This is a genomic window from Falsiroseomonas sp. (assembly GCF_051859025.1).
Taxonomy (GTDB): domain Bacteria; phylum Pseudomonadota; class Alphaproteobacteria; order Acetobacterales; family Acetobacteraceae; genus Falsiroseomonas.
The window spans coordinates 1-25,315 of the sequence record NZ_JBHYGL010000023.1 but is presented as its reverse complement, the minus strand read 5'-3'; the positions used below and the strand labels follow the sequence as shown (position 1 = coordinate 25,315).

Genomic DNA, 25,315 nt, shown 5'->3' with positions numbered 1-25,315 from the left:
TGCGATGACCCTGCGAGAGGGAGCATCGGGATGGCGGGCATGCGGAACTGGGGACGGCGCGGGGTAGCCATGGCGGCGGCGGGGCTGATGGCCGCGCCGCGCGCCGTGATGGCGCAAGGGCGGGACCAGCGGATCGTCGTTGCCTCCAAGATCGACACCGAAGGCGCGCTGCTCGGCAATCTGATCGTGCAGGCGCTGCGGGGCGCGGGGCTGACGGTGGAGCCGCGCCTGGCACTCGGCCCGACGCGGATCGTGCGGGGCGCGCTGCTGGCCGGGGAGGTCGACCTCTATCCCGAATACACCGGCAATGGCGCCTACTTCTTCGAACGCCTGGCGGACGCGGCCTGGCGCGACGGCGACCAGGGCGCGGCGTTGGTGGCGCGGCTGGACCTGGAGGCCAACCGGCTGGTCTGGCTGGAACGCGCGCGGGCGAACAACACCTGGGCCATCGCCGTGCGGCGCGATGTCGCGCAGCGGGAAGGGCTGGTCACGCTGGAACAGTTCTTCGCCAAGGCGGGGCAGCTGCGGCTGGCGGCCTCGGCCGAGTTCGTCGAGAGCCCGGTGGCGCTGCCGGCCTTCGAACGTGCCTATAGCGCGACCTTCCCGCGCGACCGCATCACCATCCTGCCGGGCGGCGACACGGCGGTGACGATGCGCGCGGCGGCGCAGGGCCTTTCGGGCGTGAATGCCGCGATGGTCTACGGCACGGATGGCGCGATCCAGCCGCTGGGCCTGGTGGTGATGCAGGACAACAAGCAGGCGCAGATCGTCTATGAGCCCGCGCCGGTGGTCCGCCAGGCCGTGCTGGAACGCTTTCCCCAGATCCGCACGGCTCTCGCCCCGGTCTTCGCCGGGCTGACGCAGGAAGTGCTGCAGCGCCTGAACGGCCAGGTGGCGGTGGAGGGGCGGACGCCGGAGGCGGTGGCGCGGGCGCATCTCGGCCGGTGATCCCGGCCCTGGCTGCGATCATGGCGCTGCTGCTGCCGCTGGGCTTCATCGGCGTGGCGCCGAACCGGCTGCTGCCGGGCGAAGGCGTTTCCGCCATGGCCGCGATGGGCTTCTGGCTGGTGGTGCCGGTGGCGCTGCTGGGCCTCGGCGCCTGGCGTCGGCTGCCGGGCTGGGCGGGAGCCGCGGCGGCGGGGCTGGCGGTGGTCGCGATGCTCGGCCTGGCGGGCATGGCGGCGGCGGAACGGCTGGCCGACCTGGCCCCGGCGGCGCGGGCCAGCTTCGGCGCGGGGTTCTGGGTGGCGGTGGCGGCGGGGCTGGCACTGGTCGCGATGCGTGGGGCCTGGATGGGCCTGGCCGTTGCCGCGGGGGCCGTGATGCTGTGGTGGCTGGGCTGGCTCGACCGGCTTTCCCTGGTGGTGGAGGCGACGGCGCGGGCGGATGCCCTGCGGGCCGCGATCTGGACGCATCTGGCGCTGGCGGGCGCGGCGCTGGCCCTGGCGCTGCTGGTGGCGGTGCCGCTGGCCTGGGCAGGGTTCCGGCGGCCGCGGATCGGCGCCGTGATGGGGGCGGCGCTCTCGGGCGTGCAGGTGGTGCCGGCCATCGCGCTGTTTGCCCTGCTGATCCCGCTGCTGGCGGCGCTGCTGCGGGCCGTGCCGGCGTTGCGGGAATGGGGCCTCGGCGCCGTGGGGTGGCTGCCGGCGGTGCTGGCGACCGCGGCCTATCTGGCGCTGCCGCTGTGGCGGAGCCTGTCGGGTGGGTTGGCGGCGGCTGACCCGGCGGCGGTGCAGGCGGCGGAGGCGATGGGCATGACGGAAGGGCGCATCCTGGTGGAGGTGCGCCTGCCCCTGGCGCTGCCGGTCTTCGCGGGCGGGCTGCGCGTGGCCGTGGTGCAGGCGATCGGGCTGGTGACGCTGGGCGGGCTGGTCGGCGCGGGGGGCCTTGGCGCGCTGGTGTTCGAAGGGCTGAGCCAGTTCGCGACCGACCTGATGCTGCTGGGCGCCTTGCCCATCCTGGTGCTGGCGCTGGCGGCGGATACGCTGGCCCGCGCGGCGGAAACGCGCCTCCGGAGGCCCGCATGATCGCTCAGCCCGTCATCGCGATCGAGGGCGTGACCGTCCGCTTCGGGGGGACCGAGGCGCTTCGGGACGTGACGCTGCATGTGAATGCCGGCGAATTCTGCGCGCTGGTGGGGCCATCGGGTTCGGGGAAATCCACGCTGATGCGGCTGGTGAACCGGCTGGTGGTGCCGAGTGCCGGGCAGGTGCGGGTACGCGGGCGGGATGTGGCGACGGAGGCCGCGCCAGTGCTGCGGCGGTCGATCGGCTATGCCATGCAATCCGTCGGCCTGTTCCCGCATCGGACGGTGGCCGAGAATATCGGCACGGTGCCGCGGCTGCTGGGCTGGGACGCGCCCCGCATCGCCCGGCGGGTGGAGGAATTGCTGGCGCTGCTGCGGCTCGACCCCTCCATGGGGGCCAGGCTGCCGCGGGCGCTGTCCGGCGGCCAGGCGCAGCGCGTCGGCATCGCCCGCGCGCTGGCGGCCGACCCCGACATATTGCTGATGGACGAGCCCTTCGGCGCGGTGGACCCCATCACGCGGCGGGAATTGCGGGCGGAGATGCGGCGCATCCATGCGGAGACCGGCAAGACCATCCTGCTGGTGACGCATGACCCGGAGGAGGCGCTGGAACTCGCCAGCCATGTCGTGGTGTTGCGGGATGGGCGGATCGAGGCCGATGGGGCACCCGCCGAACTGGTCGCGCCGGATGCGGCGCCCTTCGTGCGGGAACTGCTGGGTGGCGGGCAGCCAGGGCTGCGGTGGCTGTCGCTGCTGCCGGCGCGGGGGGCGCTGGACCCTCGGCCGGCGCCGGAAGGCTGCACGGTGCTGGCGCGGGATGCGAGCCTCGCGGATGCGCTCTCCTCCCTGGCGGAAAGTGGGGATGAGGCGCTGGGGCTGGAGGGGGAGCAAGGGTCGCTCCGCGCCGAGGGCATATTGGGCGCCCGGCGGTGATCCGCTTCCGGCGCGGGCTGCCGGCGTTGCTGCTGGCCGTGGCACTGGCAGTGCTGGCGATGCCGGGGGTGGCGGGGTGGCTGATGGGGGGCAGCCAGGGCCCCTACCCCGCCGCACGGCTGATGGATCTGGCGCTGGACCATGCGGCGCTGTCGCTCGCGGGGGTGCTGCCGGCGGGGCTGATCGGGCTGCTGCTGGGCGTCGTGGTGACCAGGCCTGGCGGGCGCGGCTTGCGGCCGGCGGCGGATGCGGCGGCCGCGGTGGCGCAGGCCGTGCCGCCCGTGGTGGTGGTGGCGTTGGCGGTGCCAGCCTTCGGTTTCGGCTGGGCGCCGACCATCCTGGCGTTGATGCTCTACGGCGTGATGCCGGTGCTGCGGGCGACGGTGGGCGCGCTGGAAGCCGTGCCGCCGGAGACCAGGCTGGCGGCGGAGGCGGTGGGCCTCTCCCCCCGCCAGGTCTTGCAGGAGGTCGAGTTGGCCCTGGCCTGGCCGCTGGTGCTGGATGGCTTGCGCGTGGCGCTGGTGCTGGCCGTCGCGACCACCGCCGTGGGCGCGCTGGCGGGGGCGGCGACGCTGGGCACGCCGATCGTGATAGGGCTGCAGAACCAGAACCAGGTGCTGGTGCTGCAGGGCGCCGCGGCGACGGCGGCGCTGGCCTTCCTGGCGGATGCGCTGTTGCTGATGGCCGTGCCGGCGCGGGACTGAGGTTGCGGCGCGCCGGCCGCGGGGTATCGTGGCACCCAGGATCTCGGGGGGTGCGGCTGCATGGCGCGGAAGATGGCGGTGGTGGGCGCGGGGCTGATCGGCCGCGCCTGGGCGATGGTTTTTGCTCGCGCGGGCTGGGATGTGGCGCTGTACGATCCGGTGGCGGCCGCTCTGGATGCAGCACCCGCGCTTTGCGCCGAAGGGCTGGCGGAGCAGCATCGACAGGGGCTGTGCGAGGACCCCGCCGGCGCCGCCGCGCGCATCCGCGTGGTGCCGGTGCTGGCCGATGCCTTGGCCGGCGCGGAATACGTGCAGGAGAACGGGCCGGAACGCGTGGCCGAGAAGATCGCGATCTTCGCGGAGCTCGACCGCCTGGCGGCGCCGGGTTGCATCCTGGCGTCCTCCACCAGCGGCATCCCGTGTTCCGCCTTCACGGAGGCGCTGCCGGGCCGCGCGCGCTGCCTGGTGGCGCACCCCGTCAACCCGCCGCACCTCGTGCCCGTCGTCGAATTGTCCGGCGCACCCTGGACCTCCGCCGAGACCATCGCCGCCGCGCGAGCGGTTCATGAAAGCGTGGACCAGGCGCCGATCACGGTGCTGAAGGAGATCGAGGGCTTCATCCTCAACCGGTTGCAGGGCGCGTTGCTGGCGGAGGCCTTCCGCCTGGTGCAGGAAGGCTATGTGACGCCGCGCGACCTCGACGTGACGGTGGCGGAGGGGCTCGGCCTGCGCTGGTCCTTCCTCGGCCCCTTCGCGACGATCGAGTTGAACGCGCCAGGCGGCATGGCGGATTACTGCGCGCGCTACGGCGGCCTGTTCCAGCGCATGATCGAGAAGCCGCCCTCCCCCGCGGTGTTCGGCGCGGAGGGTTGTGCCAAGGTCGTGGAGGCGTGGGGGGAGAGCCCATCGCGCGAGGAGATCGCGGCGCGGAGCGCACGGCGGGACAAGCGGCTGGCGGCACTGGCCGCGCATAAGCGGAAGCAGGAGAAGCAGGGATGAACTGCGTCTTGATGCAAGACCTGCGGATTGCGCCTGAGCGCAATCCGAGCGGCCGAATGGCCGCCGCCGCCTATGCGGCGAAGCCAAGCCGGCGGAGCCGGCGCCCGGCGTCTGAGGGAAAGAAAAGATGAGCCGCAAAGTCATCATCACCTGCGCGGTGACGGGCGCGATCCACACGCCCTCCATGTCCCCCCATCTGCCGGTGACGGCGGAGGAGATCGCGGATGCCGCGATCGGCGCGGCGGAGGCCGGCGCGGCCATCGTGCATCTTCATGCGCGCGACCCGAAGGATGGAAGGCCGGACCAGACGCCGGAGGCCTTCGCGCCCTTCCTCCGCGTCATCAAGCAGCGCACCGATGCCGTGCTGAACCTGACGACCGGCGGCGCGCCGACCATGTCGATCCAGCAGCGCGTCTCCCCCGCCGCGGCGTTCAAGCCGGAGGTCGCGTCGCTCAACATGGGATCGATGAATTTCGGCCTGTTCGGGATGCTGAATCGCTTCAAGAGCTTCAAGCATCAGTGGGAGGCCGACTACCTCGCCAACAAGGACATCGTGTTCCGCAACAGCTTCGCGGATATCGAGTACATCCTGACCACCTGCGCGGAGAACGACACGCGCTTCGAGTTCGAGTGCTACGACACCGCGCATCTCTACAATCTGAAGTACTTCCTGGATCAGGGGCTGGTGAAGGCGCCGCTATTCATCCAGACGGTCTTCGGCATCCAGGGCGGCATCGGCGCGCATCCCGAGGATGTGCTGCACATGAAGCGCACCGCGGATCGCCTGTTCGGCGACCAGTACAAGTGGAGCGTTCTCGGCGCCGGCGCGTCCCAGCTTCGCGTCGCGGCGATGGCGGCGGCGATGGGCGGCAACATCCGCGTGGGGTTGGAAGACAGCCTATGGGCCGGGCCGGGCAAGCTGGCGGAGAGCAACGCCCAGCAGGTGCGCCTGGCGCGGCAGATCATCGAGGGGCTGGGGATGGAAGTCGCGACGCCGGATGAGGCGCGGGAGATCCTGAGCCTCAAGGGCGGGGACAAGGTGGGGTTCTGAGGACGCACCGTGCCGATCGAGCCCGAACCCTTTCCGTGGGCGTGGCGCGCGGCCTTCGCGGCGATCCAGGTCGTGATCGCCGCGGTGGCGCTGCTGGGCTGGCGATCCGGGCGGGCGCGTGACCCTCGGCACGGGGCGGGGCTGCGGCTGATCCTCTGGCTGCTCGGCCTGCATGGCCTGGCCGTGCTCTGCCTGGTGGTGGGCTATGTCGTTGCGCCGGCCAGCCCGGGCATCTGGCGCCTGCCGGTCTATCTCAGCGTCGTAACGCTGGTGGGGGTCGCGTCCTTCCTGCCGCAGGTCGCGATGATCGGGGACGAGGCCGCGCGCATGAAGAGCTTCGGCAGGATCCTGCCGCTGCATCCCGTGGGGTGCGCGCTGCTGGCCGTAGCGGCGGTGGCGCTGTGATCGCGGAGGCGCTGCGCGGGTTGCGGTACGGCCGCGTATGGCTGGCGGCGCTGGCGGCGTCGCTGCTGGCCTTCGGGCTGCTGATCCCGCTGGGGATGGTGACGCAGCGCGTGCTGCCGGCGTTCATGCCCGCGGCCATGCTGGAGTGGTGGCTGAACCTGGCCCCTCTGCTGCGAACCGCAGTGGTGGAAGGCTGCAAGCTGGCGGTGCTGTGGTGGCTGCTGGGGCGGAACACCGGGCAATGGTTCGCGCTCGGCATCGCCTATGGCACGCTCGCCGCCTGCTGGGACCTTTGGCAGCTGGTGGGGAATGCGATCCGCTTCCCGCGCTTCTTCGCGCCATCCATCGGCTGGGTCGTGCCCTTGGCGGCGGCCATCCTGCTGCATGGGACGCTGGGGCTGCTGGCGCAGGGCCTGGCCCGTGGGCGCGTGTGGTGGGGCTGGGCTGGCGCCAGCGTGATGGGCTTCACGCTGTTGGCGTGGCGTTCCTTCGTGATGCAGGTCGTGCCCCTCCGGCTGCCGGACTGGCTGGACGAACGTGGCATCTCCTGGCTTGGCTTCGGGATCGCTGCATGGGCTATGTATCGCCACGGGCCGCGGCACCTGGTGGTGCTGTGCCTGGGCGTGGTCTGCGCGCTGGCGCTGGTTCTGGGCGTGCTGCACCAGGCAGTGCCGGTCGCGGGCGTGCAGCGGTCGGACCCCGTGGCGGTCACGGTGGTGGTGCTGGGGATCGGCTTCCTGGCGGCGATGGTCGCGCAGCGCAGCGTGCTGCCCTGGATGCGCGGCACGCCTCAGGCGTGATGGCAGGCGACCAGCGTCCCATCATCCCGCGCCGTCAGCGCGGGGCGTTCGGCACGGCACAGCGCCGTGGCCTTCGGGCAGCGCGGGTGGAAGGCGCAGCCGGAGGGCGGTGAGAGGGGCGAGGGCAATTCGCCGGCGATGGGCTTGAAGTTTGCCACATCGTCGAGGGACAGCCGCAGCTTCGGCACGCTGTCCAGCAGGCCCTGGGTGTAGGGGTGGCGTGGGCTCGCATAGACCTTGGCCGCGCTCCCGGCCTCCACGATGCGGCCGAGATACATGATGGCGACGCGGTCGCTGACATGCCGCACCACGCTCAGGTCGTGGGAGATGAACAGGCAGGTCAGGCCGAGGTCGCGCCGCAGGTCGAGAAACAGGTTCAGGATCTGGGCCTGGATCGACACATCGAGCGAAGCGACAGGTTCGTCGCAGACCAGCACATCCGGCTGCATCGCCAGCGCCCGCGCGATGGCGACACGCTGGCGCTGGCCGCCGGAGAATTGGTGCGGGAAGCGCGCAGCGAAGGCGGGGTCGAGGCCGACGCGGGCCAGCCAATCCGCCACCATCCCAGGCGCATCGGCGCGGGTGGTCAGGCCGTGGGTGACGGGGCCTTCAGCGATGCTGTCGCCGATGCGCATGCGCGGGTTGAGCGAGGCGAAGGGGTCCTGGAAGACGGTCTGGATGCGCGTGGTGGCCTTGTGGCGGCCCCGCATCGGCGCGGTGCCGCTGACCAGCACGCGGCCTTCCGTTGGCGGCATGATGCCGGCCAGCATGCGGCCGAGCGTGGATTTCCCGCAGCCGCTTTCCCCGACCAGGCCGAGCGTTTCGCCGGCGGTGACGCTGAGGGACACATCCGTCACGGCATGGACGGCGCGCCTGTCCACCTTCGCGCCCAGCGCGCCGGCGATGCGGTCACCGAGGGAAAGGCTGGGCGAGAAGCGCTTGGTGACGCCCTCAGCCACCAGGATCTGGTTCATGCGGCCTCCAGCGGGTGGTGGCAGCGCACCAGGCGGGATGCGGTGACGACATCGGGCGGGTCAGTTGCGCACACCGCATCGGCGCGCGGGCAGCGGGGTGCGAAGGGGCAGCCGGGCGGCAGCGAGAGCAGCGATGGCGTGGTCCCGGGAATCTGGTTCAACTTCTGGCCAGGACGCGCCATGGCGGGCAGGCTGTCCAGCAGCCCGCGGGTGTAGTGGTGGCGCGGCGCGCGCAGCGTCTCTCCCACCGCGCCGGCCTCCACGATGCGGCCGGCATACATGACCAGCACGCGATCCGCGAGGGACGACACGGTCGCGAGGTCATGGCTGATCCAGACCAGGGCGGTGCCAGTTTCCTTCGCCAGCGACTTCATCTCCGCCAGGATCTGCGCCTGGATGGAGACGTCGAGCGCCGTCGTCGGCTCATCCGCGATGATGAGGTCGGGGCCGTGCAGCAGCGCCGTCGCGATGGCGACGCGCTGGCGCATGCCGCCGGAGAATTCATGGGGATAGGCATCGAGCCGCGCCGCCGCATCGGGAATGCCGACGCGCGTCAGCGTCCGCGCCGCCAGGTCCCGCGCCGCGTTGTCACTGATGCGGCCATGCGCCTGCACCGCCAGCGTCATCTGCTGGCCGATGGAGAGCACGGGGTTCAGCGTCGCCGCCGGGTCCTGGAAGACCATGGCGATGCGCTTGCCGCGCAGCGCGCGCATCTCTGCGGGCGGAAGGCCGACGAGTTCGCGGCCCTCGAACTTGATCGAGCCGGAAGCGATGCGCCCGGGGGGATCGACCAGGCCGATGAGGGAGAAGCCGGTGACGGATTTGCCGGACCCGCTTTCACCGACCAGGCCCAATATCTCGCCCTTCTCGAGCGAGAAGGAAACGCCTTCGACCGCCTTCACCACGCCGGCGCGGGTGAAGAAATGGGTGCGGAGGTCGCGGACCTCGAGAAGGCTCATCGGCGGAGCCTCGGGTTGAACTGGTCGCGTATCTGGTCGCCCACGATGTTGATGGCGACGATCAGCACGATCAGCGCGATGCCGGGATAGACGGAAATCCAGGTGCGGCCGCTCATCATGTACTGGAAGCCGTTGGCGATGAGCATGCCGAGGCTGGGCTCCGTCGGCGGCAGGCCGAGGCCCAGGAAGGAGAGCGTCGCCTCCAGCGCGATGGCGTTGGCGACCTGCACGGTGCCGACGACGATCAGCGGCGGCAGGCAGTTCGGCAGGATGTGGCGCAGCACGATGCGCCAGCCCGGCAGGGGCGTGGCATGCGCGGCCTCCACATAATCCTTCTGGCGTTCCGCGGTCGCGGCGCCATAGGCGGTGCGGGCGAAGTAGGCGTATTGCGCGGCGACGAGCGCGATGACGAGCTGGTACTTCCCCTGCCCCAGCACCGCCACCAGCACCAGGGCGAGCAGGATGGCCGGGAAGGACAGCTGCAGATCCACGACCCGCATGATCGCGGCTTCCACCCATCCGCCGGCATGGGCGGAGAGGATGCCGAGCGTCGCACCGATGGTCATGGCGAAGAGGCCCGCGGCGATGCCCATCTGGAGCGAGATGCGCAGCCCGTGGATGATCGCGCTCAGCAAATCCCGCCCCTGCGCATCGGTGCCGAGCCAGTGGACATAGCCTTCCGACCCCACGAAGCCCGGCGGCTTGCGGGCATCCATGAGGTCGAGCGACGCCAGATCATAGGGGTTCTGCGGCGTGATCCAGGGCGCCAGCAGCGCCGCCAGGACGATGATGACCACCACCGCCAGCGCGACGACGGCGATCCAGTTCTCCCGGTATTCCTGCCAGAAGGCCTTCATGCCCCGCGACCACCACGACGCAACCGTGGATCAAGCAGTGCGTAGGACAAATCGACCACCAGGTTGATCGTCACGAACAGGAACGCCACCAGCACCAGGTAGGCGACCATCACGGGGCGGTCGAGGGAGGTGATGCTCTCGATGATCAGCTTGCCGACGCCGGGCCAGGAGAAGATCGTCTCCGTCACCACCGCGAAGGCCAGCGTCGATCCGAATTCCAGGCCGAACACCGTCACAAGCGGGATGGAGATCAGCCGCAGCACGTGGCGGCGCAGGATCGTCATCTCCGACAGCCCCGCGGCCCGGGCGAATTTCACGGTATCCGTCAGCATCACCTCCCGCGTCCCGGCCCTCGCCAGGCGGATCATCATCGCGAGCTTGAAGAGGCTTAGGTTCAAGGCCGGCAGGATCAGGAAGGTCAGCCCTTCCTTCGTCAGGAAGGACCACTGGATGCCGAGGAATTCGGCGGTCGGCCCGCGATTGCCGGCCGGCAGCCAGTCCAGGTGCACGGCGAAGAACAGGATCAGGATCAGCCCCACCCAGAAGGTGGGGACGGAGAAGCCGAGCACGGAGACCGCCATGATCCCGCGCGCGATCGGGCTTTCCGGCTTGTAGCCGGCATAGATGCCGAGAGGGATGCCGATGAAGGCGCCGATCAGCACGGAAGCGAGTGCCAGTTCCAGCGTCGCCGGCAGCCGCGCCAGCACAAGATCGATCACGGGCGTGCCGAAAACGAAGGACCGCCCGAAATCGCCGGACAGCAACCGGCCGAGGAAGGCCAGGTATTGCTGCCACAACGGCAGGTCCAGCCCCATGGATTTGATGGCGGCCGCGCGGATGTCCTGCGTCGCGTCCGGGGAGATCAGGACGTCGATCGGGTTGCCGATGGCGTATACGCCGATGAAGACCAGCGCCGACATCGCCAGCATGACGAGGCCGGCCTGGAGCAGCCGCTGAATGATGAAGCCGAGCATCCTTCGCAGTATCGGGGCATGGACAGCGGACGCAAGCCGTTCCTAGCATGTGATTGAACGAAGCCCCCGGAGACACGTCGATGAGCCGCAGATTTGTCCACCTTGCCTTGTCCGCCACCATGGGCGCGATGCTCGTGGGCGCGGCGAACGCGCAGACCCTGACCATGGGCGTGCGCGCCGGGCCGGAATCGATCGACCCGCATTTCACCGCCACCGGCACGCATAGCGAGGCGCTGAAGCACATCTTCGACACGCTGACGCATTCCGGCCCGCAATTGCAGATCGAGCCGGGGCTGGCGGAATCCTGGCGCCCGATCGATGCGACGACCTGGGAATTCAAGCTGCGCCGCGGCGTGAAGTTCCATGACGGCAGCGACATGACGGCGGAGGATGTCGTCGCCTCCATCCGGCGGATGCAGACCCTGTCGGGGCCGAACCCGACGCGCATCTATGTGCGCCGCATCACCGATGTCCGCATCGTCGATCCGCACACGCTGCACATCATCACGGGCGGGCCCTCCCCCACCCTGCCGAACGATTTCATCCGCCTCTTCGTCGTCTCCGCCCGCGCCACCGCGGGTCTGACGCCGGAGGCGAGCAACGAGGCCTTCAACACCGGCCGCGCCGCCATCGGCACGGGCCCCTACCGCTTCGTGTCCTGGACGCCGCGCGAGCAATTCGTGGTGGATCGGTTCGAAGGCCATTGGTCCGGCCGCCCGGCCTGGGCGCGGCATGTGCGCCGGGAGATCCCGAACGACGCGAACCGCGTTGCACAGCTTCGCACCGGCCAGGTGGACATGATCGTCCGCGTGCCGGCCGCCGACGTCGCGACGCTGGAGCGTGACCGGACGCTGTCCGTCGTGAAGTCCGACACCGTCTATGTCTTCAACTTCCAGTTCGACTTCCGGGAGAACACGCCGCAGGTGACGGCGCGGGACGGGTCGCGCCTGGCCGCCAACCCCTATCGCGACCCCCGCGTCCGCGAAGCCATCGACCTCGCCATCGACCGCCGCGCGCTGGCGGAAATCGCGATGGAGGGCATGGGCACGCCGCAGGGGCAGATGGTCACGCCCAACATCTTCGGCTTCAACCCGGCCCTGCCGATCCCGACGCCGAACCTGGCCCGCGCCCGCGCGCTGCTGGCCGAGGCCGGCTTCCCGAACGGCTTCCGCATGGTGCTGAACTTCAGCAATGACCGCCTGCCCGGCGACCGCGGCGTCGGCACCGCCATGGCGCAGATGCTGGCGCGGATCGGGATCGAGGTTCAGGCCGCCGGCCAGCCCGCGGCGGTGATCTTCCCCGCCCGCGCGCGCGGCGAGTTGTCCAATATCATGGCGGGCTGGGGCACGCTGACCGGTGAGGCCAGCTACACCTATTCCTCCAACGCCCACACCAACAACCCGCAACTGAGGCTCGGCGCCTTCAACTGGCACGGCTATTCGAACCCGGAGATGGACCGCCTGATCCAGGCCTCGGAGTTCGAGCTGGACGACGCCAAGCGGCGGGAGTTGCTGCAGCAGATCGGGGCGCTGTTCAACCGCGAACGCGTCTCCCTGCCGCTGGCCTCCGTCGGCTCCGCCTGGGCGATGCGACGGGACCGTGTGTCCATGCCATCCGGCCGCGCGGATGAGGAGACCTACGCCTGGGACGTGACGCCGGCGACACGATGAGAATCGCCGACAGCAACTGGATGGACATCGAGGCGTATCTTCGCCTCGATGACCGGGTCGTGCTGCCCTTCGGCAGCACGGAACAGCACGCGCAGCTCTCGCTCTGCGTCGATGCGATCCTGGCGGAGCGGGTGGCGGTGGAAGCCGCCACGCCGCTGGGGGTGCCGGTCTATCCGGCCATGCCCTTCGGGCTGGCGCCCTACTTCGCGGCGTTTCCGGGCAGCGTGAGCCTGCGGGTGGAGACGCTGCTGGCTGTGGCGCGCGACCTGATCGAGAGCGTGGCGCGCGTCGGCTTCAAGCGCATCCTGCTGGTCAACGGCCATGGCGGGAATGCGCCGGTCGGCGCGCTGGCGCAGGAGATGATGACGGAGCGGCCGGAGCTCTCCATCAAGTTCCACAACTGGTACAATGCGCCGCGCACCTGGGCGGCGGCAATGGCGGCCGATCCCTCGGCCAGCCATGGCAATTGGTTCGAGAATTTCCCCTGGACGCGCCTGCCCCATGCGAAGGCGCCGGAAGGCGTGAAGCCGAGGCCGGATCTCGCGCTGATGAAGGCGAGCGGTCCGGCCAGGGTGCGGGAGATCCTGGGCGACGGCGCCTTCGGCGGGCCGTGGCAACTGCCGGATGAATTGATGCAGCGCATCTGGGACGAAGGCGTGGCCGAGACTCGCGAGGCGCTGGAGGGACCATGGCAGACCCGATAGTCATCTGGGGCGCGGGCGCCATCGGCGGCACGCTCGGCGCCTATTGGGCGCGGGCGGGGCATGACGTCCTGCTGGTCGATACCGTGGCCGAGCATGTCGAGGCCTGCCGCACCACGGGCCTGCACATCTTCGGGCCGGTGGAGGATTTTCGCCTGACCATCCCGGCGGTGACGCCCGCTGAACTCAAGGGCACCTATTCCCGCATCGTGCTGGCGGTGAAGGCGCAGGCGACGAAGGATGCGCTGCCGATGCTGGCGCCGCACCTCGCGCCTGGCGGCTACGTCTTCTCCGCCCAGAACGGGCTGAACGAGGTGGAAATCGCGGAAGCCGTGGGCGCCGAGCGCACAATGGGCTGCTTCGTCAACTTCTCCGCGGATTGGCACGGGCCAGGGGAGATCCTCTACGGCAGCCGCGGCTCCGTCGTGGTAGGGGAGATCGATGGCAGCGTTCGCGACCGCACGCGGGCGATGTTCGATCTGTGCCGGATCTTCGAGCCTGATGCGATCCTGACGGAGGACATCTGGGGCTATCTCTGGGGCAAGATGGGCTATGGGGCGATGCTGTTCGCGACCGCGCTGACCCATGACAGCATGACGGAGAATTTCGCCGATCCCGCCCGCATGAAGGCCTGGCTGGCGCTGGGGCGGGAAGTGGTGGCGGTGGCGCTGGCGCGTGGTGTCGCGCCGCGGGGCTTCGGGGGGTATGAGCCCATGGCCTTCGCGCCAGGGCGGCCCGATGCGGATGGCATCGCGGTCGTGGCCTGGCTGCGCGAATTCACCTCCCAATCCGCCAAGACCCATAGCGGCATCTGGCGCGACCTGGCGGTACGCAAGCGGAAGACGGAAGCCGCATCGCAGCTGAACATCACGCCGCGGCTCGCCGCGGAACTCGGCATCCCGACCCCTGCCCTGTCCGCCGTTGGCCGGCTGATCGCGGATATCGAGGAAGGCCGCCGCGAACAGTCGCGGGATACCTTCCAGGCGCTGCTGGATTCGATCTGATGAGCGATGCGGTACTGGCCCGGCTGCTGGCCGGGCAGGAAGGCTTCGTCGCGCGGCTGGCGGCGCTGGTGGCCTGCCAATCCGTTTCCACCGATCCCGCCTATGCCGAAGGGATGGCGCAGGCGCGGGAGTGGTGGATCGCGCGCTTGACGGCGATGGGGTTCGAGGGCGCGCGCGAACTGGGCGCGGGCGGGCACCCCGCGGTGACGGCGCGCTGGCATGGCGCGCGAGCCGGCGCCCCGACGCTGCTGGTCTATGGCCATTACGACGTCCAGCCGCCCGATCCGGTGGAGGCCTGGACCTCCGCCCCCTTCGTGCTGGCGTCGCGCAACGGGCGGCTCTACGGGCGCGGGGTCTCCGACGACAAGGGGCCATCGCTGCTGGCGATGGAAACGCTCGGCGCCTTCCTGGCGGAGGAAGGGCGGCTGCCCTTCAACGTCACGGTGCTGCTGGAGGGGGAGGAGGAATGCGGCTCCGCGTCCCTGGCGCGCATCCTCGATCAGAACCGGGATTGGCTGCGCGCCGATGCGGTGCTGTCGGCCGATGGCGCGCGCTGGCGGGCTGACCTGCCGACGATGACGGTGGCGACGCGCGGCAACATGGCGATGGAGATTTCGCTGCGCACCGCGGCGAAGGATCTGCATAGCGGCCGCTATGGCGGCGTCGCACCGAATGCGCTGCACGCGATGGCGCGGCTGGTCGCCACCTTGCACGATGAACAGGGCACGATCCTGGTCGAGGGCTTCGGCGAAGGCGCCGCGCCGGTGACGGAGGAAGATCGCGCCGCGCTGTCCGCGATTCCCTACGATGTGGCGGCGCATGACGCCTCCATCGGCATCGCGCCGAGCGGGCGGGATGCGGCGGGGTTTCTCGAACGGCTCTGGCTGAAGCCGACGCTCGACGTGAATGGGCTATGGGGCGGCTATACCGGCGCGGGCGGCAAGACCGTGATCCCGGCGGAGGCACACGCAAAACTCTCCATGCGGATCGTGCCAGGGCAGCAGCCGAAGCGCGTGGCGGCGGCGGTGGAGGCGCATCTGCGCCAGCATTGCCCGCCAGGCGCGACGCTGACCGTGACCTCCGCGCGCGACGGATCGCTCGCCACCGCCGTGCCCGGCGACCACCCCCTGCTGCTGGCGGCGGAAGCGGCGCTGGAAGCGACGACGGGGCGCAAGCCACTCCGCGTGCGCATGGGCGCCACGCTGCCACTGACGGATATCGTGCAGCGGGTGCTCGGCATCGACACCGTCATGTTCTCCTTCGCCACGGCGGATGAGGATTTCCACGCGCCGGACGAGAATTGGCGGGAGAGCGCGATGCCGGATGGCTTCGCGGCCTGGGTGGCGCTGGTGCGGAAGTTCGGCGCCGGAAGCTAGGTCCGCGCCCGCACCACCGTCACGCTGCAAGGCGCCTCCGCCGCCAGCTCCCCGCTGACGCTGCCGAGCAGCTTGCGCTTCAGCGACACGGCGCGCGCGCCCATCACCAGATGGTCCACGCCATTCATGCGGACATAATCCAGCAGGGCGTGGGCGGGGTTCACGGCCTCCAGCACATGAAACGTCACGCGCCCCTCCGCCAGGCCGAGCGGCGCGGCCCAGTGCTTCAACTCCACCAGGCGCTGCACATGCTTGTTGCGGCCGACATCATCCAGCGTGCTGTCCAGCGCGATGCGGTTCTGCCGCAGCACATTCAGGCAGGCGAGGCGCGCGCCCGGCATGGTGGCCAGCAGTTTCTCCACTGTGCCGCGCAGCGTCGCCGACAGTGCTTCATCCTGCTCCGTCACATCCACCGCGACGGCCAGGATCGGCGCATCCTCCACCGTCATCGCAACGGCACGGTCGAAGCGCACGCGATGATCGGGGTGGAAGCGTCGGCGCATCGTGGTGGCCCAGCCATCCTGGCGCTGCTTCGCGGCGCGTGCGGTCAGCGCCACCTGGTCGGGGTGCCGCAGGTCGAAGGCGAGTTGCGCGGCGGTGGGGTGGCGGCGCTCGGGGCGCACTTCCAGGCAGCGCAGGATGATCTCCTGCATCCAGTCCGGGCATTCCGCACGCCGCGCGCGGGGCGGCACGGGGTCCCGCCACAGCCGGCGCTGCAATCCCTTGAGGCGCTGCGGATCGCCGAAAGGTCGCGTGCCCGTCACCAGGAAATACAGCATGGCCCCCAGCGCAAACAGATCGCTGCGCGGGTCGGACCGGATGCCCATCACCTGTTCCGGCGCCATGTAGGGCGCGGTGCCGTAGGGCAGGCGGAACTCCTCCTCCATCAGATCCGGCAGTTGCGCATGGCGCGACAGGCCGAAATCGATCAGCACGGCCTCTCCGCTGTCGCGCATCAGGATGTTGGAGGGCTTCACGTCCAGGTGCACCACGTGCTGGCGGTGCAGCGCGTCCAGCGCCTCCGCCACCCGCGCACCGATATCGGCGACTTCCTCGATGGGGCGTGGCAAGTCGTCGATCAGCGGCAGCAGGCTGCGGCCGGGGATTCGTTCCATTACCAGGTAGGGCTGGCGGTCGAAGCCGCCGGAAGCGATGAAGCGGGGGACGTGCGGACCCGTGAGGCGGGGCAGGATCATCTGCTCCATCTCGAAGCTGACGATGGCGGCGGGGTCCTCCCCTTCCGCCAGGCGGGGCACCTTCATCAGCAGGTCGGAATCGTGGTCGGGGTGCGTCACCTGCCAGAGCACGGCCATGCCGCCGACATGCAGCAGGCGCCCGATGGTGAAGCCATCGAGCACCTCGCCCTCCACCAGGCGGATCATCTCAGCGCCCCCGCAGCAGACGGGCGGCGAGGGTCTCCGGCAGGCCGGCCTGGCGGACCTTGTCGCTGGCGGCGACGACATCATAGGGCACGCGGTGCAGCGTGATCTCGCCGCTGATCACGTCGAACAGGTGCCAGGCGGCGGCGGGGTCGCCATCCCTGGGCTGGCCGACGGCGCCGCAGACCGCCAGCCATCGGCGCGGCCGGGGCAGCGGCACGGGAACGCCGGTCACCGGCTTGAAGGGAACCAGCTTCGCCGTGGCCGTCAGGCCATAGAGCGCCGGCGCATGGACATGGCCGCAGAAGATGAGGCGCGCGGTCGCAGCTTCCAGGCTGCGACGCGCATCATCGGCATCCCGCACATAGATCCAGCGATCGGGGGCGGAGGCATCGGCATGGACATAGAGGCGGTCATCCTCCTCCACCTCCATCGGCAGGGCGCCGAGGAAGGCGGCGTCCTCCGCGCTGATCGCGTTGCGCGTCCAGGCGATGGCGGCAGCGGCGTCATTCGTCATGCCGCCGCGCGGGAAGGCCGCGGCCTCGTCATGGTTGCCGCGGATGATGACGGCGCCCTGCGACAGCAACTCCCGCGCCTTCGCCACCGCCCAGCCGGGATCGGCGCCATAGCCGACGAGGTCGCCCAGCAGCACCAGGCGATCGACATCGCGGCGGGCGATGTCGAGGAGGCAGGCCTCGAAGGCCTCCCGGTTGGCATGGATGTCGGCGAGCAGCGCGATACGCATGGGAAGTTCCTCCGGCCCCGGGGATCATTCCCGCGGCGGACGCCCTGGCAGCTTGCTTCCTCGGGGCCGATCAGACCACGCCTTCAGGCGCCGGGATAGGGGCCCAGCGCATCGGCGAAGCGGCGGGCGCAGGCCAGGCCGAAGGGGGTGGGCGCGAGGGCGGGCGTGCGTTCGATCACCTCCCCCAGCCCCATCCGCCAGCCGGTGACGCGCTTGCCGTAGCAGAGGAACATGGCGACGCCCTGCATGGCGAAGGCGATCAGCGGCAGGATGCGCTGGTAGTCGCGCTCCGCCGCGGCCTCGTCACCGGCGATGAAGCTGTTGTAGATGCTGGCCTGGATGTCGGCGCATTCGGGGGCGGGGATCAGCCCGGCGCAGCCCGCGCGCAGGCAATCCACCAGTTCCATGCCCGCGCGGCCGTTGAAGACCGTCAGGCCGCCGCCCGTCACCTCGATCAGCCGCTGGACATCGACGGCGCTGTCCTCCGCCTTGATGAGCGTGACGTTGGCGTGGTTGCGCGCCAGCGTCGCGACGCCGTTAGCGGAGAGCCCCACGCCGATATAGGCGGCGGCGTTCTGGATGCCGATCGGGATGGCGCTGCGGCGCGCGACCATCGTCGCGACCTCCCCATACCAGGCGATGTACTCGGCCTCCGGCAGGCCGCGCACGGGCGGCGGCTGGAGGATGCACCAGGCGGCGCCGAGATCAGCGGCCTCCACCACGAAATCCGCGGCCTCCCGCGCCGTCGCCTCCGCCACCGTGACGGCGAGGGGCACGCGGCCGGCGATCTCCTCCGCCGACCAGCGGACCACGTCGCGCTTTTCCTGTGGCGAGAGCTTGTTGACCTCCGTCGCCAGGCCCAGCACCGCGATGCCATGCGCGCCGCCGGCCAGGCAGCAGCGCACCTGCTTGCGCATCGCGGCTTCGTCCAGCCGGCCATCCGCGGTGAAATAGGCGTAGAGGATCGGGTAGATGCCGTTCATGACGTTCGGGCCTCTTGCAGGGCGTTGATGGCGGCGGTGGCGAGAGTTTCGGGCGTGGCGCCGACATCGAGGGTGATGGCGGCTTCCTCGGGCGCAGGTGGTTCCAGCGTGGCGAACTGGCTGGCGACCAGGCTCGGCGGCATGAAGTGGTTCTGGCGCGCGGCCTGGCGGGCGGCGACAAGCGCGGGATCGCCGGTCAGGAACACCAGCCGCAGGTCCGGCGCCGCTTCCCGCAGCGCATCGCGATAGACGTGCTTGAGGGCGGAGCAGGTGACGACGCAGCCGCGCCCGCGATGCGCCGCCAGATGTGCACCGATGGCAGCGAGCCAGGGCCAGCGGTCGTCGTCGTTGAGCGCCTCGCCCCGGCTCATCTTCGCGATATTGGCTTCGGGGTGGAAATCATCGGCATCGGCGAAAGGCAGGCCGAGCGCCGCGGCGATGGCCTGGCCCACCGTGGATTTGCCCGCGCCCGAGACGCCCATGACGAGGATGAGCGGCGTCATTTCGGCTCGAGATGCCCGCCGAAGGCGTTGCGCATGGCGGACAGCGCACGATCCGCGAAGGGGCCATTCTGGCGCGAGCGGAAGCGCGCATAGACGGCGGCGGAGAGCACCGGCGCGGGCACGGCGGAGTCGAGCGCGGCCTGCACCGCCCAGCGCCCTTCGCCACTGTCGCCGACGCGACCGGAATAGGTGGAAAGCTCCCCATCCGCCGCCAGCGCCTGCGCCGTCAAATCCAGCAGCCAGGAGGCGACGACGGAGCCGCGGCGCCAGGCTTCCGTGATCTCCGGCACATCGAGGTCGAGGCGGTGTTCGGGCGGCAGGGTCTCGCTGCCCGCCTGTTCCAGCAGTTCCAGCCCCTCCGCCATGGCCTGCATCATCCCGTATTCGATGGCGTTGTGGACCATTTTCACGAAATGCCCGGCACCGTTCGGGCCGGCATGGACGTAGCCATTCGGCGCCCGAGGGTCGGCATCGGGCGCGCGGCCGGGGGTCGGCGAAGCGGCGGCCTCGCCAGGCGCCAGGGCCGCGAAGATGGGGTCGAGGCGGCGGACGGGCGCATCGGGCCCGCCGATCATCAGGCAGTAGCCGCGCGCCAGGCCCCAGACGCCGCCGGAGGTGCCGATATCGAGCATGTCGATCCCCCGTTCGCGCAGCAGTGCCGCGCGGCGGATGGCGTCCTTCCACATGCCGTTGCCGCCATCGATGGCGACATCGCCGGGGGAGAGCAGGGTCGAGAGCTGCGCGATGGCGTCCTCGGTCGCCGCGCCGGCGGGCAGCATCACCCAGACGGCGCGCGGGCCTTCCAGGCGGCGGACGAGGTCGGCGAGGTCGGTCGCCGCTTCCGCGCCCTCCGCGGCCAGCGCCGCGACGGCGGCGGGGTCCCGGTCCCACACGACGGAGGAGATGCCGGCGCGAGCCAGGCGGCGGACGAGGTTGCCGCCCATGCGGCCGAGGCCGACCATGCCGAGACGCATTCTGGGGTGTCCTCCCGAAAACCAGATGCGCGCGGCTGACCCCTACCCCGACCCTCCCCCGGGCTGCCGGGGGAGGGTCGGGGTGGGGGTATGCGCGTCGTCTGGAAGCATGCGGGCGTGGTCCGCCCTCGGCAAGCCGCCCCTACCCCAGGCTGGCGCCGCGCTTGGCCGTCACGGGGATCTTCAGGTAGCGCACGCCATTCACCTCCGCCGCCGGGAACCGCCCCGCGCGGATGTTCACCTGGATGGAGGGCAACAGCAGCGTGGGCGCGGCGAGCGTCGCGTCGCGGGCGGTGCGGAAGGCGATGAAATCCTCCTCCGTCATGCCGTCCTTCACATGGGGGTTCTGCGCGCGCTGGGCGGCGACGCTGGATTGCCAGGCGAAGGCATCACGCCCCGGCGCCTTGTAGTCATGGCAGATCCAGAGGCGCGTTTCCGGCGGCAGGGAAAGGATGCGGCGGATGGAGCGGTAGAGCGTTCGCGCATCGCCGCCCGGGAAATCCGCCCGCGCCGTGCCGGCATCATGCATGAACAGCGTGTCGCCCACGAAGACATCGGCGGGCTGGTTGGACCGCGCTTCCGGCGCGGCGCCGAGTTTGAAGGCGACGCAGGCCGGTGTGTGGCCGGGCACGTGCAGCACCTCCACCTGAAGGCTGCCCAGCGCGAAAACCTCACCATCCGCGAAGAGGTGGTCGAAGTCGCCGCCCTCCGGCAACACATCGGACAGCGCGAAGACCGGGCGGAAGATGGTCTGCACCTGCTTCACCCCCGCGCCGATGCCGATCCGCGCGCCGGTGCGGGCCTTGATCCAGGGGGCGGCGGTCAGGTGGTCGGCATGGACATGGGTTTCCAGCACCCAGTCGATGGTGACGCCCTCGGCCTCGGCCGCGGCGAGGATAGCGGCGGCGGAGGCGGTATCGGCCTCCCCGCTCCGGTTGTCCCAGTCCAGCACGGGGTCCACCACGGCGCCGCGCCTGGTGGCGGGGTCCCAGACCAGGTAGCTGACGGTGTTGGTGGCGCCGTCGAAGAAGGGACGGATGGCGGCAGCGCTGTCCTCGGCCATGGCTTGCTCCCCGCGATAGCACAGGGAGCATAACCCTCTCTGGCCCCGCGCCCCTAGCCCTTCGCGCGGATCGCCATCAGCACCCGTTCGGGGGTGGCGGGCAGGTCCAGCCCCTCCACCCCGATCGCGTCCTTGATGGCGTTGGCGACGCTGATGGCCAGCAGCAGCGGGGGCTCTCCCACCGCCTTGGACCGGAAGATGGTCTCGCTGCGCGCGGGCGCGCCTTCCAGCAGGCGGACGCTGAAGGCGGGCGGGACGTCCCGGCTGCCAGGGATCTTGTAGGTGGAGGGCCCGACGGTGCGCAGCCGCCCGCCCTGGTCCCACCAGAGTTCCTCGCAGGTCAGCCAGCCCATGCCCTGGACGAAGGCGCCTTCGATCTGGCCGCGATCGACGGCGGGGTTCAGGCTGCGGCCGCAATCCTGGACGACGTCGGTGCGCAGGCACCGGTGCTCCCCCGTCAGCGTATCCACGATCACCTCGGACACCGCGGCGCCATAGGAGAAGTAGAAGAACGGGTTGCCCCGCATCGCCTTGGGGTCCCAGTGGATGTCGGGCGTGCGGTAGTAGCCGGTGGAGGATAGCGAGACCCGTTCCAGGTAGCAGAGTTTCGCCAACTCCCCGAATTCGAGGAAGCGGTTGGAACCCGCGCGTTCGGCCCAGGCGCGGTTGTCGGCGAAGACCACATCGGTGGGCGCGATGCCCCAGCGCGCGGCGGCGATAGTGGCCATGCGGTCGCGGATGGTCATGGCGGCGTTGTGGGCGGCCCAGCCATTCAGGTCGCTGCCGGTGCTGGCCGCCGTCGGCGCGGTGTTCGGCACCTCCGCCGTGCTGGTCGCGGTGATGGCGACACGCTCGAGGTCCGTGCCGAAGACGTCGGAGACCACCTGCGCGATCTTCACGAACAGCCCCTGCCCCATCTCCGTCCCGCCATGGTTCAGGCGGATGGAGCCATCGGTATAGACATGCACCAGCGCGCCGGCCTGGTTGAGATGCATGATGCCGAAGGAGATGCCGAAGCTCAGCACCATGGAGCCGAGGCCGCGGCGCAGCGTCGGGTGGCGCGCGTTGAAGGCCGCGATCTCACCGCGGCGGCGATCCCATTCGCTGTCCTGCTTCGCTTCCGCCCAGACGCGGGTGATCAGGTCGCCTTCCACCTTCTGGCCATAGGGCAGCTCATCGGAATTGCCGTTGCTGCCGAGGAAGTTGCGCGCGCGCACGACATCGGGCGGCAATCCGCAGGCGCTCGCGACGCGATGGACCACATCCTCCATCAGCAGCGCGCCCTGCGGGCCGCCGAAGCCGCGGAAGGCGGTGTGGGAGACGGTGTTGGTCTTCACCGCGCAGCCCGTGATCTCCACGTCCGGGACGTCGCAGCAATTCACGGCATGGGTGATGGCGCGGAACACCACGCCGCCGGACATGTCGAGGCTCCAGCCCCCATCGGCCGCCAGCAGCGCCTGCAATCCGAGGATGCGGCCCGAGGCATCGAAGCCGGCGGTCCAGCGATAGAGGAAGGGATGGCGCTTGCCCGTCGCGATCATGTCCGCGCGCCGCGCCAGGCGCAGCTTCACGGGCCGGCCGCTGACGCGCGCGCCGAGCGCCGCGGCGGCGGCGACCCAGCTCGCATTGCTCTCCTTGCCGCCGAAGCCGCCACCCATGCGCCGGCAGGTGACGGTGACGCGGTTGTAGTCGCAGCCCAGCACGCGGGCGACGACATGCTGGCCTTCGGAGGGGTGCTGGGTGGAGGAGATGACGGCGATGTCGCCATCCTCCCCCGGCGTCGCGACGGCGATCTGGCCTTCGAGGTAGAAATGCTCCTGCCCGCCGGCGCGGAACTCCGCTTCCATCCGGCGCGGCGCGGCGGCGATGGCGGCGGCGGCGTCGCCGCGCTTCATGGTCTGCGGGGCGATGACGTATTGCGCGCGATCGAGCCCGGCCTCGATGGACAACACGGGGTCCAGCGGCGCGATATCGGCGCGCACGGCGGCGGCGGCGCGCAGCGCCTGGTCGCGCGTCGTCGCCAACACCAATGCCAAAGGCTGGCCCGCGAATTCCACCAGCGGATCGGCGAAAAGCGGCTCGCCCGAGCCTACCGCTGCGATGTCGTTCTTCCCCGGGATATCCCGGGGGCCGATGATGGCGACGACACCTTCCATGGCGCGGGCGGCATCGAGGTGCAGCGCCGTGACATGGCCGTGCGGGACATCGGACAGCACCAGCGCGCCATGCAGCGTGCCGGGCGCTTCCGCCGCGTCATCGGCGAAGCGGGCCTCGCCCGTTGTGTGCTTCAAGGCGCTGTCATGGCGCAGCGCGGCGCCGGCGCCGCGGCGGGGGAGCGTGCCGTCCATCACACCACCTCCATGATGTCGGCGGGCAAATCCGGCTGGGTGGCGCGGAGATGGAGGCGTCGCAGCACGCCCTGCGCGACCAGGCGGCGGTAATCGGCGGTGCCGCGCCAGTCGGACAGGGGCGCGATATCCTGCATCAGCGCCTCCGCGGCATCGTTGACGGCGGCGTCGTCGAAGGGGCGGCCGAGGAAGGCTGCCTCCGCCTGGGGCGCGCGGGCGGCGATGGGACCGACGCCGCCGAAGGCCAGGCGCGCTTCCACGACCAACCCGGCATCGAGCCGCAGCATCATCGCGGCGCCGACAGTCGCGATGTCCTGGTCATGGCGCTTGCTGATCTTCTCGCAGGCGAAGAGCGCGGCGGGGTCGGGGCGCGGGAGGGTGACGGAGAGGATGATTTCCCCGGGCGCCAGCGCGTTGCGGCGGTAGCCCAGCAGGAAATCGGCGACGGGCAGGGTCCGCGTGCCGGCCTCCGACGCCAGCGTGACGGAAGCGCCCAGCGCCAGCAGCGGCGGCAGCGCATCCCCGATCGGCGAGGCCGTGCCGAGATTGCCGCCGAGGGTGCCGAGGCCGCGGATCTGGCGCGATCCCAGCCGGGCGAGCAACGCCGCATAGGGGCCGAAGCCGGCTTCGCGGCGGAACATCGCCAGCAGGCGGGCATAGGGCACGGCGGCGCCGGCCTCGATGGCGTCGGGCGTCGCTTCCAGCCGGTGCAGTTCCGGCACGTTCAGCAGGCAGATGATGGCGGGCGGCTGTTCACGGTGATCGGAGACGCGAAGGCCGAGATCGGTGCCGCCGGCCAGCAGCCAGGCCTCCGGATGGGCGGCGCGAAGGGCCAGCAATTCGGGCAGGGTGGCGGGCAGGTGGAAGACCTGGCCGGGGGCGTCGAAGCGCGCGGGGGCGGGTTCGGGCAGGGCGGGCGATGGCGCGCCGTCATCGGCCAGGGTCGCGAAGACATCCAGGATCGGGCGGTAGCCGGTGCAGCGGCAGAGGTTGCCGGCCAGGGCCCCATGCACCTCCCCGCCCTCCCGCGCATGTGCCCAGGCGGTCATGACGATGCCGGGGGTGCAGAAGCCGCATTGCGTGCCATCGCTTTCGGCCATGGCGCGCTGGATGGGGTGGGCACCGCCATCGGGGGCGCGCAGGCCCTCCACCGTGCGGATCGCGCGGCCCTGCATCTGGCCGAGCATGGCCAGGCAGGCGTTGATCGGGGTACGGGCGCCGTCCGCATCCTCCAGGACAATCGTGCAGGCGCCGCAATCGCCCTCCGCGCAGCCCTCCTTCGTGCCGGTCATGCCGCTGGCGCGCAGCCAGTCCAGCACGGAGGTGGTGGGCGAGGTGCCGGCCGGCAGAACGACCGGCCGGCCGTTGAGGATGAAGCTGAGGGAGGTCCCGATCATGGAATGCAGTTAAGCAAACCCCGGGCCGCCGGTCATGGGTTGGGCGTGAGGGTCAGCCGAAAATGAGGTCGGTCGCTTCCAAAACCGCGGTGACGCCCTGGAGGAACACCTCATCCCCCCCCGTGCCAAGGTCGATGGCCAGGCCGGCCATCCCCCAGCGCGTCTCCACCGCCTGGGTCAGGTCGCCCGCCGCATAGCCCTCCAGCCGCAGCCTGTCCGTGCCGCGGGCGAAATCCACCACCCAATCCTGCCCATCCCCCTTCGCGAAGACGAACAGATCCGCCCCCACCCCGCCCGTCAGCCCATCATCGCCAAGCCCGCCCCGCAGCACGTCATTGCCCCCCAGCCCTTGCAGATCGTCCGACCCCGCGCCGCCCTGCAAATAATCCGCCCCGGTGCCGCCCTTCAGCCAGTCATCCCCCGCCGTGCCCAGGACCGTCGTCGCCGGCAGCGCGGTGCCGCCCGCCGCGAAGCTGCCGGACAGGCCAAG

Annotated in this window: 24 protein-coding genes and 1 pseudogene; 12 read left to right on the top strand and 13 right to left on the bottom strand. The window is 70.7% G+C overall.

The features are described from left to right. Window positions 1-30 precede the first annotated feature (30 nt). From ACTIE5_RS18255 to ACTIE5_RS18220, 8 genes are all read left to right on the top strand, one after another. Window positions 31-948, top strand: a complete 918-nt coding sequence (locus ACTIE5_RS18255) for a glycine betaine ABC transporter substrate-binding protein (RefSeq protein ID WP_439551139.1) — start codon at window positions 31-33, stop codon at window positions 946-948. Further along, on the top strand, window positions 945-2,027 hold the full coding sequence (locus tag ACTIE5_RS18250; protein ID WP_439551138.1) for an ABC transporter permease subunit: 1,083 nt from the start codon (window positions 945-947) through the stop codon (window positions 2,025-2,027). The genes ACTIE5_RS18255 and ACTIE5_RS18250 overlap by 4 nt, the downstream gene beginning before the upstream one ends. Next, window positions 2,024-2,959, top strand: a complete 936-nt coding sequence (locus tag ACTIE5_RS18245; RefSeq protein ID WP_439551137.1) for an ABC transporter ATP-binding protein — start codon at window positions 2,024-2,026, stop codon at window positions 2,957-2,959. Before ACTIE5_RS18250 ends, ACTIE5_RS18245 begins: the two co-directional genes overlap by 4 nt. After that, window positions 2,956-3,663 carry an ABC transporter permease gene (locus ACTIE5_RS18240; RefSeq protein WP_439551136.1) on the top strand — a complete coding sequence of 236 codons (708 nt, stop codon included), beginning with the start codon at window positions 2,956-2,958 and terminating at the stop codon, window positions 3,661-3,663. Before ACTIE5_RS18245 ends, ACTIE5_RS18240 begins: the two co-directional genes overlap by 4 nt. A gap of 60 nt (window positions 3,664-3,723) precedes the next feature. Further along, a complete protein-coding gene (locus ACTIE5_RS18235; RefSeq protein ID WP_439551135.1) occupies window positions 3,724-4,662 on the top strand; it encodes a 3-hydroxyacyl-CoA dehydrogenase in 939 nt (312 codons plus the stop codon). A gap of 127 nt (window positions 4,663-4,789) precedes the next feature. Then, window positions 4,790-5,713, top strand: a complete 924-nt coding sequence (locus ACTIE5_RS18230; protein ID WP_439551134.1) for a 3-keto-5-aminohexanoate cleavage protein — start codon at window positions 4,790-4,792, stop codon at window positions 5,711-5,713. 9 nt (window positions 5,714-5,722) lie between these two features. Further along, window positions 5,723-6,118 carry a hypothetical protein gene (locus tag ACTIE5_RS18225; RefSeq protein ID WP_439551133.1) on the top strand — a complete coding sequence of 132 codons (396 nt, stop codon included), beginning with the start codon at window positions 5,723-5,725 and terminating at the stop codon, window positions 6,116-6,118. Next, entirely contained in the window at window positions 6,082-6,918 is an 837-nt protein-coding gene (locus ACTIE5_RS18220; protein ID WP_439551132.1) for a hypothetical protein, read from the top strand. The genes ACTIE5_RS18225 and ACTIE5_RS18220 overlap by 37 nt, the downstream gene beginning before the upstream one ends. On the opposite strand, the gene ACTIE5_RS18215 is transcribed toward ACTIE5_RS18220, so the two are convergent. From ACTIE5_RS18215 to ACTIE5_RS18200, 4 genes are read right to left on the bottom strand one after another with little or no spacing between them, the layout of a single operon-like run. Beyond that, window positions 6,909-7,892, bottom strand: a complete 984-nt coding sequence (locus ACTIE5_RS18215; protein WP_439551131.1) for an ABC transporter ATP-binding protein — start codon at window positions 7,890-7,892, stop codon at window positions 6,909-6,911. The genes ACTIE5_RS18220 and ACTIE5_RS18215 overlap by 10 nt on opposite strands. Beyond that, the gene (locus tag ACTIE5_RS18210; RefSeq protein ID WP_439551130.1) at window positions 7,889-8,851 is read right to left on the bottom strand and encodes an ABC transporter ATP-binding protein; all 963 of its coding nucleotides are present in this window, start codon (window positions 8,849-8,851) and stop codon (window positions 7,889-7,891) included. The genes ACTIE5_RS18215 and ACTIE5_RS18210 overlap by 4 nt, the downstream gene beginning before the upstream one ends. Next, window positions 8,848-9,708: an ABC transporter permease gene (locus ACTIE5_RS18205; protein ID WP_439551129.1), complete on the bottom strand. Its 861-nt coding sequence runs from the start codon at window positions 9,706-9,708 to the stop codon at window positions 8,848-8,850. The genes ACTIE5_RS18210 and ACTIE5_RS18205 overlap by 4 nt, the downstream gene beginning before the upstream one ends. Further along, window positions 9,705-10,682: an ABC transporter permease gene (locus tag ACTIE5_RS18200; protein ID WP_439551128.1), complete on the bottom strand. Its 978-nt coding sequence runs from the start codon at window positions 10,680-10,682 to the stop codon at window positions 9,705-9,707. Before ACTIE5_RS18200 ends, ACTIE5_RS18205 begins: the two co-directional genes overlap by 4 nt. An 80-nt stretch (window positions 10,683-10,762) precedes the next feature. Between ACTIE5_RS18200 and ACTIE5_RS18195 the strand changes: the two genes are divergently transcribed. Genes ACTIE5_RS18195 through ACTIE5_RS18180 form a run of 4 tightly spaced genes read left to right on the top strand, consistent with a single transcriptional unit; the run spans window position 10,763 to window position 15,433 of the window. Further along, complete coding sequence (locus tag ACTIE5_RS18195) at window positions 10,763-12,352, top strand: ABC transporter substrate-binding protein (RefSeq protein WP_439551127.1); 1,590 nt, start codon at window positions 10,763-10,765, stop codon at window positions 12,350-12,352. Next, on the top strand, window positions 12,349-13,056 hold the full coding sequence (locus ACTIE5_RS18190) for a creatininase family protein (protein ID WP_439551126.1): 708 nt from the start codon (window positions 12,349-12,351) through the stop codon (window positions 13,054-13,056). The genes ACTIE5_RS18195 and ACTIE5_RS18190 overlap by 4 nt, the downstream gene beginning before the upstream one ends. Beyond that, a complete protein-coding gene (locus ACTIE5_RS18185; protein WP_439551125.1) occupies window positions 13,041-14,057 on the top strand; it encodes a ketopantoate reductase family protein in 1,017 nt (338 codons plus the stop codon). Before ACTIE5_RS18190 ends, ACTIE5_RS18185 begins: the two co-directional genes overlap by 16 nt. Then, window positions 14,057-15,433: a M20/M25/M40 family metallo-hydrolase gene (locus ACTIE5_RS18180; protein WP_439551124.1), complete on the top strand. Its 1,377-nt coding sequence runs from the start codon at window positions 14,057-14,059 to the stop codon at window positions 15,431-15,433. Before ACTIE5_RS18185 ends, ACTIE5_RS18180 begins: the two co-directional genes overlap by 1 nt. Here ACTIE5_RS18180 and ACTIE5_RS18175 read toward each other — a convergent pair. The 9 genes and pseudogenes from ACTIE5_RS18175 to ACTIE5_RS18135 form a co-directional block, all read right to left on the bottom strand. After that, window positions 15,430-16,815 (bottom strand): serine/threonine protein kinase, encoded by a 1,386-nt coding sequence (locus ACTIE5_RS18175; protein ID WP_439551123.1) that lies wholly within the window; start codon window positions 16,813-16,815, stop codon window positions 15,430-15,432. The genes ACTIE5_RS18180 and ACTIE5_RS18175 overlap by 4 nt on opposite strands. Before the next feature lies 1 nt (window position 16,816). Beyond that, window positions 16,817-17,557 (bottom strand): metallophosphoesterase family protein, encoded by a 741-nt coding sequence (locus tag ACTIE5_RS18170; RefSeq protein ID WP_439551122.1) that lies wholly within the window; start codon window positions 17,555-17,557, stop codon window positions 16,817-16,819. Window positions 17,558-17,640: 83 nt separating this feature from the next. Beyond that, window positions 17,641-18,540, bottom strand: coding sequence for a dihydrodipicolinate synthase family protein (locus tag ACTIE5_RS18165; protein ID WP_439551121.1), 900 nt, complete (start codon window positions 18,538-18,540; stop codon window positions 17,641-17,643). Then, window positions 18,537-19,043 carry a gluconokinase gene (locus tag ACTIE5_RS18160; RefSeq protein WP_439551120.1) on the bottom strand — a complete coding sequence of 169 codons (507 nt, stop codon included), beginning with the start codon at window positions 19,041-19,043 and terminating at the stop codon, window positions 18,537-18,539. Before ACTIE5_RS18160 ends, ACTIE5_RS18165 begins: the two co-directional genes overlap by 4 nt. Continuing rightward, the gene (gnd, locus tag ACTIE5_RS18155; protein ID WP_439551119.1) at window positions 19,040-20,017 is read right to left on the bottom strand and encodes a phosphogluconate dehydrogenase (NAD(+)-dependent, decarboxylating); all 978 of its coding nucleotides are present in this window, start codon (window positions 20,015-20,017) and stop codon (window positions 19,040-19,042) included. Before gnd ends, ACTIE5_RS18160 begins: the two co-directional genes overlap by 4 nt. 142 nt (window positions 20,018-20,159) lie before the next feature. Continuing rightward, the gene (locus tag ACTIE5_RS18150) at window positions 20,160-21,080 is read right to left on the bottom strand and encodes an MBL fold metallo-hydrolase (RefSeq protein WP_439551118.1); all 921 of its coding nucleotides are present in this window, start codon (window positions 21,078-21,080) and stop codon (window positions 20,160-20,162) included. Between the two features lie 53 nt (window positions 21,081-21,133). Next, window positions 21,134-23,428, bottom strand: a complete 2,295-nt coding sequence (gene xdhB / locus ACTIE5_RS18145) for a xanthine dehydrogenase molybdopterin binding subunit (protein WP_439551117.1) — start codon at window positions 23,426-23,428, stop codon at window positions 21,134-21,136. Beyond that, entirely contained in the window at window positions 23,428-24,825 is a 1,398-nt protein-coding gene (locus tag ACTIE5_RS18140; protein WP_439551116.1) for a xanthine dehydrogenase small subunit, read from the bottom strand. Before ACTIE5_RS18140 ends, xdhB begins: the two co-directional genes overlap by 1 nt. A gap of 52 nt (window positions 24,826-24,877) precedes the next feature. Further along, window positions 24,878-25,315 (bottom strand): annotated as a pseudogene (locus tag ACTIE5_RS18135) (hypothetical protein); the annotation flags it as partial.